Annotated in this window: 13 protein-coding genes; 5 read left to right on the top strand and 8 right to left on the bottom strand. The window is 60.2% G+C overall.

The features are described from left to right. Positions 1–55 precede the first annotated feature (55 nt). The 8 genes from ACYZUD_RS32030 to ACYZUD_RS31995 form a co-directional block, all read right to left on the bottom strand. Entirely contained in the window at positions 56–1621 is a 1566-nt protein-coding gene (locus tag ACYZUD_RS32030) for a flagellar hook-associated protein 3 (RefSeq protein ID WP_462021780.1), read from the bottom strand. Between the two features lie 13 nt (positions 1622–1634). Further along, positions 1635–3701, bottom strand: coding sequence for a flagellar hook-associated protein FlgK (gene flgK, locus ACYZUD_RS32025; protein ID WP_462021778.1), 2067 nt, complete (start codon positions 3699–3701; stop codon positions 1635–1637). A 23-nt stretch (positions 3702–3724) separates the two neighbouring features. After that, a complete protein-coding gene (gene flgJ, locus ACYZUD_RS32020) occupies positions 3725–5023 on the bottom strand; it encodes a flagellar assembly peptidoglycan hydrolase FlgJ (protein WP_462021777.1) in 1299 nt (432 codons plus the stop codon). An 11-nt stretch (positions 5024–5034) separates the two neighbouring features. Next, positions 5035–6123, bottom strand: coding sequence for a flagellar basal body P-ring protein FlgI (locus tag ACYZUD_RS32015; protein WP_462025138.1), 1089 nt, complete (start codon positions 6121–6123; stop codon positions 5035–5037). Positions 6124–6150: 27 nt separating this feature from the next. Next, a complete protein-coding gene (flgH, locus tag ACYZUD_RS32010) occupies positions 6151–6846 on the bottom strand; it encodes a flagellar basal body L-ring protein FlgH (RefSeq protein WP_462021776.1) in 696 nt (231 codons plus the stop codon). A gap of 52 nt (positions 6847–6898) precedes the next feature. Next, complete coding sequence (flgG, locus tag ACYZUD_RS32005; protein ID WP_192302164.1) at positions 6899–7684, bottom strand: flagellar basal-body rod protein FlgG; 786 nt, start codon at positions 7682–7684, stop codon at positions 6899–6901. 45 nt (positions 7685–7729) lie between these two features. Continuing rightward, complete coding sequence (locus ACYZUD_RS32000; protein WP_462021775.1) at positions 7730–8470, bottom strand: flagellar basal body rod protein FlgF; 741 nt, start codon at positions 8468–8470, stop codon at positions 7730–7732. A 296-nt stretch (positions 8471–8766) separates the two neighbouring features. Beyond that, positions 8767–10326 (bottom strand): sigma-54-dependent transcriptional regulator, encoded by a 1560-nt coding sequence (locus tag ACYZUD_RS31995; RefSeq protein ID WP_462021774.1) that lies wholly within the window; start codon positions 10324–10326, stop codon positions 8767–8769. A 390-nt stretch (positions 10327–10716) separates the two neighbouring features. On the opposite strand from ACYZUD_RS31995, the gene phhA reads away from it, so the two are divergent. The 5 genes from phhA (at position 10717) to ACYZUD_RS31970 (ending at position 13797) form a co-directional block, all read left to right on the top strand. Continuing rightward, complete coding sequence (phhA, locus tag ACYZUD_RS31990; RefSeq protein ID WP_462021773.1) at positions 10717–11502, top strand: phenylalanine 4-monooxygenase; 786 nt, start codon at positions 10717–10719, stop codon at positions 11500–11502. A gap of 104 nt (positions 11503–11606) precedes the next feature. Then, a complete protein-coding gene (locus ACYZUD_RS31985; protein ID WP_008030478.1) occupies positions 11607–11963 on the top strand; it encodes a 4a-hydroxytetrahydrobiopterin dehydratase in 357 nt (118 codons plus the stop codon). Beyond that, a complete protein-coding gene (locus ACYZUD_RS31980; protein ID WP_462021772.1) occupies positions 11963–13156 on the top strand; it encodes an amino acid aminotransferase in 1194 nt (397 codons plus the stop codon). The genes ACYZUD_RS31985 and ACYZUD_RS31980 overlap by 1 nt, the downstream gene beginning before the upstream one ends. A gap of 249 nt (positions 13157–13405) precedes the next feature. Further along, a complete protein-coding gene (locus ACYZUD_RS31975; RefSeq protein ID WP_010461912.1) occupies positions 13406–13537 on the top strand; it encodes a hypothetical protein in 132 nt (43 codons plus the stop codon). Between the two features lie 77 nt (positions 13538–13614). Continuing rightward, positions 13615–13797: a hypothetical protein gene (locus ACYZUD_RS31970; RefSeq protein ID WP_034146244.1), complete on the top strand. Its 183-nt coding sequence runs from the start codon at positions 13615–13617 to the stop codon at positions 13795–13797. Positions 13798–13823: the final 26 nt, after the last annotated feature.

The raw sequence follows: 13823 nt of genomic DNA, 5'->3' as shown, positions 1-13823 counted from the left end.
CAGAGGCCCCGGAACCGCTTAAAAAAAGACGGTTGGCAGCTCGGCAGACGCAGACTCAGACCTTGTTGAACAGGCCCAGCTGAGCAATCTTGCTGAAGGCCAATTGCGAAGCCTGCAACATGGTTTGCTGCAAGGTCAGACGGGTCATCACTTCAGCCGGATCGGAATCGCGGATCGACGATTGGGTCTGGGTATTGGCCAGTTTCAGGCTCTGGTTGGTATCGCTCTGGGTATCCAGGGCAGCACCACGTCCGCCGACCGAACTCAAGGCAGTGGACAGCTGATCGGTGCCGCTGGCCAGGTTGGCAATGCCCGACGCCAATGACGCCTGCAATTTCTGAGTGGCGATCGGGTCACCGTTGGTTGGCGTATTCAGCGCGGTTTTCAATTGGCTCACAGTGTCCAGAACGTTCTGGGTTTCGTGGGTATTGACCGCGATGCTGAACTGATCGTTGGCAGCCGGCGCGCCGCTCAACGTGAAGCTCACACCCGATGCGGTGGCGACGGTGCCGACCAGGGTCCCGCTGGACACTGGCGAGCTGTTGGCCGTCAAAGGCGCGGCGTACAGGTCGAAGGCCGTGGGGCTGGTGAACTTCAGGATCGCCGAACCGCTAGGGAAACTGGCGTGGTAATCCGCCGCATTGGTGATGCTACTGCCGGTGATCTGGCTCGTCGACGGGTTGCCCGGGCTGCCGGCTCCGCTGAAGGAGTCCGGTTTGGCCGCCAGGGTAAAGGAATGACCCGGCAGCACGGTGGCTGGAACGTCACCTGTGCCCAGGTTGATGTTCAGTGTCAGCTCGACACCGCGGAACGTGACGGGCTGGCCCGACTTGCTGGCAGGATCGAACACGCCGCCCTGGCTGGCTTCGGCAGTCACGTCGTTGCCGCCCGAGTCGGTGATCTGCAGCTGGGTGCCGCTGACGAAGCTCACGGTGTAGGGCTCGCCACTGCGGAATTTGGAGTTGTAGCTGACGTTCGACGACACCTGGCCATTGGACAGGGTCACGCGACCGTCATCCACGACCGGCGCAGTCCTGGTGACCTGGCTGCGGCTGGTATTGATCGCTTGCTGGAACGCATCCCAACCGGTGCTGTTGGTGGCCATCGACATGGTATCGCCGACCGCCAGGTCCAGCGTCACCTGGTCGCCGTTGTAGCTGTAGGTGCCATCGTTGTTACGTGTGAACGGCACGGTATCGCCCTTGGAGCCGGCGAAGATGTATTTGCCGTTCTCGTCCTTGCTGTTCATCAGGCTCAGCAACTGCTCTTCGATCTGCCCCAGTTCCAGCGCGTTAGCCTGACGGTCGGCATCGGTGTAACCAGCGTTGCCGGCGCTCACGGCCAATTCCTTGGCGCGTTGCAGGACGTTGTTGATGCTGGTCATCACCGCTTCAGTCGTACCCAGGGTCGCCTTGATCGTAGTGGCGTTGGCCTCGTACTGATCGAGCATCGAAGCCTGCTGCCCCAATTGCAGCAAACGCGAAGCGCCGACCGGATCATCGGCGGCAGTGTTGACGCGAACGAGGCTGCTGGCCTCTTCGCTGCTCTTGACCACGTTGGCGAAGTTCTTCTGATAGTTCGCAGCCGAAGACTCGTAAAACTGGGCGGTAGAAATGCGCATGGGCTACGACTCCTTAAAGACTGTTGATCAGTGTGCTGAAGATTTCTTGCGCAGCCTTGATGATCTGCGAAGAGGCGGTGTAGTACTGCTGATACTTGACCAGGTTGCCGGTTTCCTCATCGAGGTCGACACCGGAGAGCGAGTCACGCGCGCCCTTGGCGTTAGCCAGGATGGCGTCAGTCGCAGCGCTGTCGAGCTTGCCCTGGGCAGCCTTGGAGCCGACACCCTCGACCAGTTTGCCGTAGGCGTCGGTCAGGGAGATGCCCTTGCTGGCAGAGCCGGTATCCACGGTCTGTGCGGTTTGCAGGTCGGCCAACGCTGTGCCGTTGCGGTTGTCCAGAGTGCCCGGCTGACTGAGCGAAACGTTGATCGCAGCGCCGCTGGATGGGGAACCGGCGATGGTCATGTCGAAGCTGACGGTGTACTGAGCGGCGGGCGCAGGCGGGATCGGCGCACCCGTGGCATCCTGGAGCGGCACGGTCAGGTTCAGGGTGTTGGTTTCACCCGGCTTGATGGTGCCACTGCTGATCACCCCGCCCTTGGCATCCAGGAACTGGTAGGTCTGGGTGGTGCCGTCGGCAGACACGTTACCAAACACGACTTTGGTCGGCGTGGAAGTTTTCAGGCCGTTCTGCATCGCGGTGGTGGTGGCCGCGTCGTAGATGTCGAACTTGGTGGTCAGGGTCGGTTGACCACTGGCCGGAATCGTCAGTGTGCCGCTGCCACTGCCGCTCGCCGCAATGGCCGCGCCCAACGGTGCCGCAATCGCCAGACGTTTGGAGTCGGTCATCTCGGTCTTGATGGTGGCCGCGGCGTTGCGGGTCGGCGTGATCTTGAAGGTATCGCCGGCGGCGGCAGTGCCACCGGTGAGCTTCAGCGAGAACCCGTCAATGACCGGCGCCGGTGTCGTCGCCGTGTTGAAAGTGCCCATGGGCGTGTTGTCCGGCAGACGCGCAACGGTGTAGTCGGTGGCGCTGGTGAACGTGACCTTGTAATCGTTGATGGTCAGCTGGCCGGTGTCCTCGATGCTCACATCGAAGTTGCCGGAGCCCACGCTGTTGCCGATGGTTGCGACACTGCGCTGAGACATCTGCGCAGCACTGTTGATGCTGCTGAACAGGTTCGAACCGAAGTCACCGTTCTTGTCGATGCCCTGGGCCTGGATCGAGTTCATCTGATCGGCGACGACCAGGGCCACACGGCCCAATTCGTTCATGGCCGGATCCAGCACGGTGCTGCGATAACGCAGCAGGCCGCCGATCTCGCCGCCGGTCATGATCGACGTGATATCGATGGTGCTCGACCCGCGATTGAGTTGCAGTGACAAGCGGCCCGGATCGTCTTTGCCCGGCACCACTTCGAGTTTGTTGACGGTGTTGCCCATGACCAGCGGCTGACCGCTGCCCAGATAAATGTCGAGGCTGCCTTCACGCTCGACCACTTGCGCACCGGTGAAGGTCGACAGTTGGCGCACGGTTTCGTTGCGGGCGTCGAGCAGGTCGTTCGGCATGCCGCCGGAACTGGATACTTCGGAAATCTTCTGGTTCAACTGCGCGACGGTGGCGGCCAGTTTGTTGACCTGTTCGGCCATGCTCGTCAGGTTGCCGTTGATGTTGGCGTTCTGTTGGTTCAACTGCGAGGAGATCGAGTTGAAACGGTTGCTCAAGGCCTGAGCATCGCTGAGCAGCAACTGGCGGGAAGCGTCGTCACCCGGCTTGGCATTGACGTTCTGTACCGAAGCGAAAAACTTGGTCAGTGCGCCATTCAGGCCGGTGCCGCTGTCCGACATCAACGTGTCCAGCGGCGTGACCTGGCCCAGGTACGCTGCCGAATCGCTGTTGAGCGACGTGGTGGTCTGCAACTGCGCATCGAGGTAGCTGTTGTACACCCGGCGCACGTCGGCCAGGGTCGTACCGGTGCCGATGTAGACATTGCCGAACTGCTGCGAGGCCTTGGTGCCTTGCACTGTTTGCTGGCGCGAGTACCCGGCGGTGTCGACGTTGGCAATGTTATTGCCGGTAGTCATCAACGAGGATTGGCCTGCGGCCAGACCCGACATCCCGATATTGAGCAAACTCATGGTTCAGACCTTATACCTTATGCCTATAAAGGCGTCGTGGAAGCGCCCGCCGCAGCGTAGTTTTGGTAACTCGTCATCTGCTTGGCTATCTGCGAAATCTTGCTTGCGTAGTCCGGGTCGGTTGCGTAACCGGCCTTTTGCAACTCGCGTACAAACTGTTCTGAGTTATCGGCCGACTTCACAACATCTTGATAGCGATTATTGGTTTGCAGCAAAGTCACAAGGTCATGAAAACTATCCTTGTAAGAGTCGTAGGAACGGAACTCAGCCGTCTCCTTGACCATCTCGCCATTCCTGAATTCGCTGGTGATTGCGCGCGCCGAATTGCCCGTCCAACTGCTGCTGGCCTTGATGCCGAACAGGTTGTGGCTACTGCTGCCATCCTGCTGACGCATGACCGATTTGCCCCAACCGGTTTCCAGCGCAGCCTGAGCCACGAGGTAACGCGGATCGACACCAATGCGTTCGGCGGCTTCTTTGGCCATCGGCAGCATGGTGTTGACGAATTCGTCGGCGGAACCGAAGGCTTTCTTCGCTGGCGCCAGTGGAATCTGAGCAATGGCACGACCATGAATCTGCAGGCCGGCGCCCGATGACGCTTGCGCATTCGCCAGCCAGTCGCCATTGAACAAAGGCCCCGAACCGGTAGGCGTGGCGCGCTCCGGCAATGGCGTCTTGTTGACTGTCGCGGCAGTCGTCGTGGCAGTCGTCGTGGCGGAAGGCACCAGGCCTGCCAGCAAGCGATCCGCCAGTTTCGGTGGCAACGCCAGACGTCGCTGATTGATCAGCGCCATGTCATTGCGATGCGCGCCCTCGCCTACCCCTTGCGGTGCATTGAGCGAGCGCGAAGCCCACAACGGACGCTGGCCATTGACCCGCGACAGCGGTCCGTCGGTCGCGACCGTGCCGGCAGCCACCGGCGTCTGCGCCGCCGCTTTTGCCGCTTCCTGCTTGGCGGCCGACAGCGTTGCCGCTTCGCCTGGCGCCAGCGGTTTATTCTTCGACATCTGACGCATCAGCACGTCCGCCAGACCGATACCACCGCCCTCGCGAGACATGGAAACGGCCAACTGCTGGTCGTACATTTCCTGGTACTGCTTGGCCGCCGGCGTGTTGAGCGGGTTGTCCTGACCCAGCGCTTCGGTGGCCGAGCGCATGGACTTGAGCATTTCACCAAGGAACAGCGATTCGAATTCCTGCGCCACCTTGCGCATGTTTCCATCGCTGTCCTTGTCGCCGACCTTGAGCTGGTTCAAGCGATTCAGGTCCGAATAGGAACCCGAGTCGCTAGTGCTGACCAGACCGCTCTTGCGCATATCCATGGTCGCCGTCCTCAGATCACGATCAGGTCGGCTTGCAACGCGCCGGCCTGTTTCAGGGCTTCGAGGATGGCCATCAAGTCACCCGGTGCCGCGCCGACCTGGTTCACCGCACGCACGATCTCGTCGAGGGTGGTGCCCGGGCCGAACTTGAACATCGGCTTGGCTTCCTGCTGGGCGTTGACCCGCGAGCGCGGCACGACCGCCGTCTGCCCGTTGGACAGAGGGCCGGGCTGGCTGACGATCGGGTCTTCGGTGATGGTCACGGTCAGGCTGCCGTGGGTCACGGCGGCCGGGGAAACCTTGACGTTCTGGCCGATCACGATGGTGCCGGTCCGGGAGTTGATGATGACTTTCGCCACCGCCTGCCCCGGATCGACTTCGAGGTTCTCGAGGATCGACAGGTAGTCGACCCGCTGGCTCGGATCAAGTGGCGCACTGACACGAATCGAACCGCCGTCGATGGCCTGGGCAACGCCAGGGCCGAGCATGTCGTTGATCTTGTCGACGATGCGCTTGGCCGTTGTGAAGTCCGAACGGTTGAGGTTCAGGGTCAGGCTGTTGCCCTGATTGAAACCGCTCGGCACCGCACGCTCGACCGATGCGCCGCCAGGGATGCGACCCGCCGACGGAACGTTGACGGTGATCTTCGAACCGTCACGACCCTCAGCATCAAAACCACCCACCACCAGGTTGCCCTGGGCGACGGCATAGACGTTGCCGTCGATACCTTTGAGCGGCGTCAGCAGCAAAGTGCCGCCGCGCAGGCTCTTGGAGTTGCCGATGGACGATACGGTGATATCGACCTGCTGACCCGGCTTGGCGAACGCCGGCAAATCGGCGCTGATCGACACGGCTGCGACGTTCTTCAACTGCACGTTGCCAGAACCTGCCGGCACCTTGATACCGAACTGCGAGAGCATGTTGTTGAAAGTTTGCAGGGTGAACGGCGTCTGGGTCGTCTGGTCACCGGTACCGTTAAGCCCGACCACCAGGCCGTAACCGATCAATTGGTTGGAACGCACGCCGGAAATACTGGCGATGTCCTTCAGCCGCTCGGCTTGAGCGTTGAAGGCTGCAGACAGCATCAGGGCGGCCACCATCAGGTGCTTGAAGTTCAATGTAACCACCTAGAAAGGGAACAGCGGGCTGAGGAAGAAACGGTCGAACCAGCCTGGCTGACTCGCATCGGCAAAAGCACCGGTACCCGAATAGGTGATTCGCGCATCGGCGACACGGGTCGACGACACGGTGTTGTCGGTAGCGATGTCATCGGCGCGAACGAGGCCGGCAATCCGCACCAGCTCATCGCCGGTGTTGAGGGTCAGCCACTTCTCGCCGCGCACGACGATGATGCCGTTGGGCAGCACGTCGGCGACGGTCACCGTGATCGAACCGGTCAGGCTGTTGCTCTGGCCGGACTTGCTGTCGCCCTTGGTCGCGCGATCGGCGCTATAACCGGCATCCAGACTCAGGTCATTGCTTCCGATCGGGTTATTGGTGGTCAGGCTGGAGCCAAACAACGAGGTCAGGCCAACACTGGTGTTGCTGTTCTTGTCGATCTGCGAGTTGGCGTTCTTGCTGGCCTGGGTTCTCTCGTTCAGGGTGATGGTGATGATGTCACCGACCCGGAACGCCTTGCGGTCGCCGTACAGGTTCTGTTCGAAACCGGCCTGGTAGATCGAGCCGTTGTTGGCGGCAGCCGGCAGCGGTGTGCGCGGCAACACCGGGGCGTAGTAAGGGTCATTGGGCTTGGGCGGCGGGGCAACGCAACCCGCGAGCACGATGGCCCCACTCAGTGCCAGAACAGATACAAAGCGATTCATGACCCTACCTCACGGTGTTGCAGGCGACCTCATGGTCGCCTCATAGACTTGATTACAGATTCTGCGTTACGAACGAGAGCATCTGGTCGGCAGTGGAGATCACCTTGGAGTTCATCTCGTAGGCGCGCTGAGTGGTGATCATGTTGACCATCTCCTCAACGGTGCTGACGTTGGACGTTTCCAGGGTGTTCTGCAGCGTGGTGCCGAAACCGGCCAGGCCCGGCGTACCGACTTGCGGCGCACCACTGGCAGCGGTTTCCAGGAACAGGTTGTTACCCACCGCTTGCAGGCCGGCCGGGTTGATGAAGTCGGCGGTTTGCAGGTTGCCGATCACCTGGGCGGCCGGGTTGCCGGCAACGGTGATGGACACGGTGCCGTCGCGACCGACCGTGAAGGTCTGGGCATCGTTCGGAATGACAATGGCCGGTTCCAGGGCGAAGCCGCTGGCGTTCACGATCTGACCGTTGGAGTCGAGGTGAAACGTACCGTCACGGGTGTAGGACGTGGTGCCATCCGGCTGCAGAATCTGGAAGAAACCGCGACCGTCGATGGCCATATCCAACGGCTGCTCGGTGGTTTGCAGGCTGCCGGCGTTGAAGTTTTTCTGGGTGCCGACGATGCGCACACCAGTACCCAGTTGCAGGCCCGACGGCAATTCGCTGTCCTGGGTCGACTGGGCGCCTGGCTGGCGTTTGATCTGGTACAGCAAGTCCTGGAACTCGGCACGGTCACGTTTGAAACCCGTGGTCGACACGTTCGCCAGGTTGTTGGAAATGGTCGTCAGGTTGGTGTCCTGGGCGGACAGACCTGTTTTGGCAACCCATAGAGCCGGAAGCATTCGATTCTCCTCGTGCGCCTGTTTTACGGCGCGACGTTCTGATAATTAGCTGATCTGCAAGACCCGAGCCATGGCCTGGTCATCGTCTTTGGCGGTGTTCATCATCTTGATGTGCAGCTCGAACTGCTTGGACAGCGCCAGTACCGAGGTCATCTCTTCCACGGCATTGACGTTGCTCGACTCGAGGAAACCGGACACCAGCTTGACGCCGGCATCGGCTTGCGCGGGCTTGCCGTCCTTGGTGTGAATCGAGCCGTCCAGGCCTTTGGTCATGGTCTTGAAGTCCGGATTGACCAGCTTGATGCGGTCGACTTCCGCCATCACGCGGGGACCTTCACCCATCGCACGAATGCTGATGGTGCCGTCTTCGCCAATTTCGATTTGCTGCTCGGGTGGCACGGCAATCGGCCCGCCATTGCCCAACACCGGCATACCATTGCCAGCCCGCAGCACCCCGAGGGCGTCAACGTTCAGGCTGCCGGTACGCACGTAACTTTCGCCACCATCAGGGTTCTGCACCGCAATCCAGCCGTTGCCGGTCACGGCGACATCGAGGTCACGACCGGTTTCCACCATCGCGCCAGGAGAGAAGTCGGTGGCCGGACGTTCGGACATGGCAAACGCACGCGCCGGAAAGCTGTCACCGAACACCGGCATGGAACGCGCCTGCTCCAGGTCTTTCTGGAAACCGTTGGTGGAAATGTTCGCGAGGTTGTTCGCATGAGCCTTCTGCGCCAGTGCATTCTGGCTGGCGCCGGTCATTGCCACATAAAGGTACTTGTCCACACTCTTTCCTCTGCATGCCGGACGTTTGCCGCCCACTGCTGTACTGCTGAGCCATAAGCAATTTGCAGACCAACTTTTTTCTGGCGGCGCGGGGCCCGGCAAACAAAGGGCTTGACGGGTTCAGAGAGGATTCGGGGATTGTGTCAAAGACGAAAAACCGGCGGTGTTATGCCGCTTCGCGGCAACAGATCAAGAGATCAAAAGATCGCAGCCTCGTTTCACTCGACAGCTCCTACATTGGAATGCGTACACCTGTAGGAGCTGTCGAGTGAAACGAGGCTGCGATCTTTCGATCTTCAACTATTGTCTTTACCGACGTCGTACTCACGCAGTTTGTTGGCGATGGTGGTATGTGAAACCCCCAACCGCTTGCCCAGTTGCCGACTGCTCGGATGCTCGGAATACAAACGCTCCAGCACTGCTTTTTCAAAGCGCCCGACGATCGCATCCAACCCGCCCTCAAGCGAGAAATCGCCAAGCGGCTGACGCACGCCGTAATCCGGCAGGCGAATATGTTCGGCCTTGACCGTGCCGCCCTCGCACAGTGAAACCGCCTGGAACAGCACGTTCTCCAACTGCCGAACGTTGCCCGGCCAATGGTAATGACTGAGTCGCTCCATAGCCGCCGGCGCCAGTTTCGGTAGCGGACAACCGATCTGCCGACTGGCCTGATCGAGGAAGTGCTCCACCAGTGGCGTCAAGCCGTCGAGGCATTCGCGCAGCGGCGGGATGTGCAATGACAGCACGTTCAAGCGGTGATAAAGATCCTGGCGAAACTCAGCACGGGCACACAACTCGGACAAGTCGACCTGAGTCGCGCAGATCACCCGTACATCGAGATAAACCTCTTCATCGCTGCCCACACGACGGAAGCAACCGTCCTGCAGGAAGCGCAGCAATTTCACCTGCAAGCGCGGGCTCATTTCCCCGACACCATCGAGAAACAGCGTACCGCCTGCCGTCAGCTCCAGCAGCCCGAGCTTGCCCTCGGCCCGGGCCCCCTCGAACGCACCGGGGCCATAGCCGAACAACTCGGTCTCGGCCATGGATTCCGGCAGGCCGGCGCAATTGAGCGCCATCAACGGCGACTGCCCGCGAGGGCTGGCCAAATGGCAGGCGCGCGCCAACAACTCTTTACCGGTACCGGTTTCGCCTTCTATTAATAGCGGCGCATCGAGCGGCGCCATGCGTCGGGCTTCGCGCACCACCGCGGCCATCACTTTCGAGCTTTGGAAGATGCTGTCGAAACCGCGCAACTCCTGCTTGCGCACGTTATAGATGCGCTCACCGACACGGTCGGCACGGTGCAGCGTCAGCACTGCGCCGGCCATGGCTTCGCTGTCGTCATGTTCCGATTGCAGCGGCGCGATGTCGGCAAGAAACACGTCGCCCTTGACCTTGACCCGCAGCCCGTTGATCCGCGATTTGTTGGCGCGCACCAGTTCCGGTAAGTCGAAGTCCTCAGCGTAACGGGACAATGGAATACCCGGCACCTCATCGACCCGCACCCCGAGCAACTGCGCCGCCGCGCGGTTGGCGGCAACGATCGAGCCGCCCATGTCGATCGACAGCACCGGAAACTCCAGCGCGCCAAGCAAGGCATTGAGCTCCATGTGCCGACGCTCGCTGGGCATCAGCCCTACACGCTTGACGCCAAATACCCCGTTGATTGACTCGAATTTCGGACGCAACGCCTGGAACTGAATGTTGATCAGGTTCGGGCAATGCAGGTAGATGGCATTGCCATGCTCTCCGCCGACCTCGCCGCGAGCGACGTTGATCCCGTATTCCACCAGCAAGTTGAGAATGTCGCGCAGGATGCCGATGCGATTCTGGCAGTGGACTTTGATACGCATATAAAGGCCCGAAAAAGCGTTGGTTGAATGAGGCTGATGCCAGACGCACAACCTGTGGGAGCGAGCCTGCTCGCGAAAACGGTCTGTCTGATACATCACTGCTGAATGTGCCGACGTTTTCGCCGGCAAGCCGGTCTCGCTCCCACAGGGTATTTTTCTGCTGGTACGCTCAGATAGTCGTCAAGATTATGTGACACCCGCACGCCATTTCAAACCCGCCAATCGCAATAGCTGCGCGACAACCGCCAATCCGTAACGAAAACTTTACGAAAATCGATGAATTCTCCTGCGCATGACGCGGATCCCCTGCTGCAACGTCGCCCACCTTGGGGTATTTCTAGGTCCATAGCAGGACATAACAAGAACGAAACCCCCTAGCAGGAGAGCAGCATGAAGCAGACGCAATACGTGGCTCGCGAGCCCGATGCGCGAGGTTTTATCGACTACCCCGCCGAAGAACACGCGGTGTGGAACACGCTGATCACTCGCCAACTGAAAGTGATCGAGGGGCGTGCGTGCCAGGAATACCTGGACGGTATCGAAAAACTCGGTCTGCCCCACGACCGCATTCCGCAACTCGGTGAGATCAATAAAGTGCTCGGTGAAACCACCGGGTGGCAGGTCGCCCGGGTACCCGCACTGATTCCCTTCCAGACCTTTTTCGAACTGCTGGCCAACAAGCAGTTTCCGGTGGCGACGTTTATTCGTACCCGTGAAGAGCTGGATTACCTGCAAGAACCGGACATTTTCCACGAGATTTTTGGCCACTGTCCGCTGCTGACCAACCCTTGGTTCGCCGAATTCACCCACACCTACGGCAAACTCGGCCTACAGGCTTCCAAGGAAGAACGCGTTTACCTGGCGCGCCTGTACTGGATGACCATCGAGTTTGGCCTGGTCGACACTTCAGAAGGTATGCGCATCTACGGCGGCGGCATTCTCTCCTCGCCGAAAGAAACCGTTTACTGCCTGTCGGACGGGCCTGAGCATCAGGCCTTTGATCCGCTGGAATGCATGCGCACGCCGTACCGCATCGACATCCTGCAACCGCTGTACTTTGTCCTGCCGAACCTCAAGCGCCTGTTCGACCTGGCCCACGAAGACATCATGGGCATGGTCAAGCAAGGCATGCAGCTGGGCTTGCACACACCGAAGTTTCCGCCGAAAGCCGCGTGATCCGCAGCTTTTAGAATCAAGTGAGCCTGTCAGGAACCACCGCTTTGGTTTAGCGTGGTGACACTGACGGCCGATTTCCAATAATTCGATTTCAGGAACCCATCATGTCCACATTGAACCAAGCCCACTGCGAAGCCTGCCGCGCCGATGCCCCTCAGGTCAGCGACGAAGAACTGCCGGTACTGATCAAGCAGATCCCTGACTGGAACATCGAAGTCCGCGACAGCGTGATGCAGTTGGAAAAAGTTTTCCTGTTCAAGAACTTCAAACACGCGCTGGCGTTCACCAACGCCGTCGGTGAAATCTCCGAGGCCGAAGGTCACCACCCAGGCCTGCTGACCGAATGGGGCAAAGTCACCGTGACCTGGTGGAGCCACTCCATCAAGGGCCTGCACCGCAACGACTTCATCATGGCCGCACGCACTGACGAAGTGGCCAAGGACGCCGAGGGCCGCAAATAATGCATTTCGACGCCATAGGTCGAGTACCCGGCGACCCGATTCTCGGCCTGATGGAGGCCTATGCGCAGGACCCCAACCCGCGCAAATTCGACCTTGGCGTGGGCGTCTATAAAGATGCCTTTGGCCTGACGCCGATTCCCCAGGCCGTGAAGCTCGCCGAGCAGCGCCTGGTGGATCGTCAGACCACCAAGACTTACATCGGCGGTCACGGCGAACCGGCGTTCGGCAAGGTCATCAATGAATTGGTGCTCGGCGCCGACTCTTCGCTGATCGCCGAACAGCGGGCCGGCGTCACCCAGACGCCGGGCGGCACCGGTGCGCTGCGCCTGAGCGCGGACTTCATCGCCCAGTGCCTGCCGGGCCGTGGGGTATGGCTGAGTAATCCGACCTGGCCGATTCATGAAACCATCTTCGCCACGGCCGGGGTCAAGGTTAACCACTACCCTTATGTCGGCAGTGATAACCGTCTCGACGTCGAAGCCATGCTGGCAGCGCTCAACGAAGCGCCAAAAGGCGATGTCGTGCTGTTGCACGCCTGCTGCCACAACCCGACCGGTTTCGATCTGTCCCATGACGACTGGCGCCGGGTACTGGATGTGGTGCGCAGTCGCGACCTGGTGCCGCTGATCGACTTCGCCTACCAGGGCTTCGGCGATGGCCTGGAACAGGATGCCTGGTCGACCCGGCTGTTCGCTGCCGAGCTGCCCGAAGTGCTGATCACCAGTTCCTGCTCGAAGAACTTCGGCTTGTACCGCGACCGTACCGGCGCTTTGATTGTCTGCGCCAAAACCGCCGACAAACTGGTGGATATCCGCAGCCAACTGGCCAACATCGCCCGTAACCTGTGGTCGACGCCGCCGGATCACGGCGCTGCGGTGGTGGCGACCATCCTTGGCGATCCGGAGCTGAAAAGCCTCTGGGCCGACGAAGTGGAAGCCATGCGTTTGCGTATCGCCCAACTGCGCAGCGGTTTGGTGGAAGCGCTTGAACCTCACGGTTTGCGCGAGCGCTTTGCGCACATTGGCGCGCAGCGCGGGATGTTTTCCTACACCGGTTTGACGCCGGAGCAGGTCAAGCAACTGCGGGACCACCATAGCGTGTACATGGTCGGCACCGGGCGGGCGAACGTGGCGGGGATTGATGCGACGCGCCTGGATCTGCTTGCGCAGGCAATTGCTGACGTCTGCAAGTAACCCGCAAGCACTGCAATTCTCCCCTGTAGGAGCGAGCTTGCTCGCGATGGTGTATCAGTCGACATCAACGTTGCCTGACACACCATCGCGAGCAAGCTCGCTCCTACACAGACCTGTCTAGACAATCCCATCCGTCGCAACAAATGGATATAAAAGTCTATTTGTCATTTCTCCTGCTGTATCCTGCCCAGGCTTTTTTAAAAGCGCGGATCTACCAGATCTATCAACAGACTTAGCGAGGAGCGCGATATGCACGAGATCCCTAATCTCCCCTTCCCAAGCCTGCACGAAACTGAGCAGACGACCACGCAACAAGCCGGTGCCCAACAGCCCGAGCCGAAAGAAGCCACTGAACGCCGCCAGGCCGACAGCGAAGACTGAAACACCTGCAATGCCAGACCGTGTGGAAAGCGCTAACATGCGCTTTCCACACCGCCTGAACCTTGAGCCCCCGCACCATGACCGATGACTTCACCGAAACCCAGGCCAGCGTCCTGATCGGCACAGCCGAGAAGATGATCGAGATCTGGAATCGCCTTTCCCCCGAGAAACAAGCCGCTTTGCTCGCCCGTTTCGGCAGCGAAGAAAACGCCCTGGCCGCCTTGGTCACGACGCAACTGGTCGCCCCCGCCAAGCCTTGATTCACCCATCCGGTAAATAGTTTTAC

The organism is Pseudomonas sp. XS1P51, assembly GCF_054897845.1.
Note: the sequence above shows the minus strand (reverse complement) of the source record. Positions and strands in the feature narration are given on the sequence as shown.

Bases quoted from the DNA above. Each gene is read 5' to 3' on its own strand.
- ACYZUD_RS32030 (WP_462021780.1), bottom strand. From the start codon at position 1,621: ATGCGCATTTCTACCGCCCAGTTTTACGAGTCTTCGGCTGCGAACTAT.
- flgK (WP_462021778.1), bottom strand. From the start codon at position 3,701: ATGAGTTTGCTCAATATCGGGATGTCGGGTCTGGCCGCAGGCCAATCC.
- flgJ (WP_462021777.1), bottom strand. From the start codon at position 5,023: ATGGATATGCGCAAGAGCGGTCTGGTCAGCACTAGCGACTCGGGTTCC.
- ACYZUD_RS32015 (WP_462025138.1), bottom strand. From the start codon at position 6,123: ATGGTGGCCGCCCTGATGCTGTCTGCAGCCTTCAACGCTCAAGCCGAG.
- flgH (WP_462021776.1), bottom strand. From the start codon at position 6,846: ATGAATCGCTTTGTATCTGTTCTGGCACTGAGTGGGGCCATCGTGCTC.
- flgG (WP_192302164.1), bottom strand. From the start codon at position 7,684: ATGCTTCCGGCTCTATGGGTTGCCAAAACAGGTCTGTCCGCCCAGGAC.
- ACYZUD_RS31995 (WP_462021774.1), bottom strand. From the start codon at position 10,326: ATGCGTATCAAAGTCCACTGCCAGAATCGCATCGGCATCCTGCGCGAC.
- phhA (WP_462021773.1), top strand. From the start codon at position 10,717: ATGAAGCAGACGCAATACGTGGCTCGCGAGCCCGATGCGCGAGGTTTT.
- ACYZUD_RS31985 (WP_008030478.1), top strand. From the start codon at position 11,607: ATGTCCACATTGAACCAAGCCCACTGCGAAGCCTGCCGCGCCGATGCC.
- ACYZUD_RS31980 (WP_462021772.1), top strand. From the start codon at position 11,963: ATGCATTTCGACGCCATAGGTCGAGTACCCGGCGACCCGATTCTCGGC.
- ACYZUD_RS31975 (WP_010461912.1), top strand. From the start codon at position 13,406: ATGCACGAGATCCCTAATCTCCCCTTCCCAAGCCTGCACGAAACTGAG.
- ACYZUD_RS31970 (WP_034146244.1), top strand. From the start codon at position 13,615: ATGACCGATGACTTCACCGAAACCCAGGCCAGCGTCCTGATCGGCACA.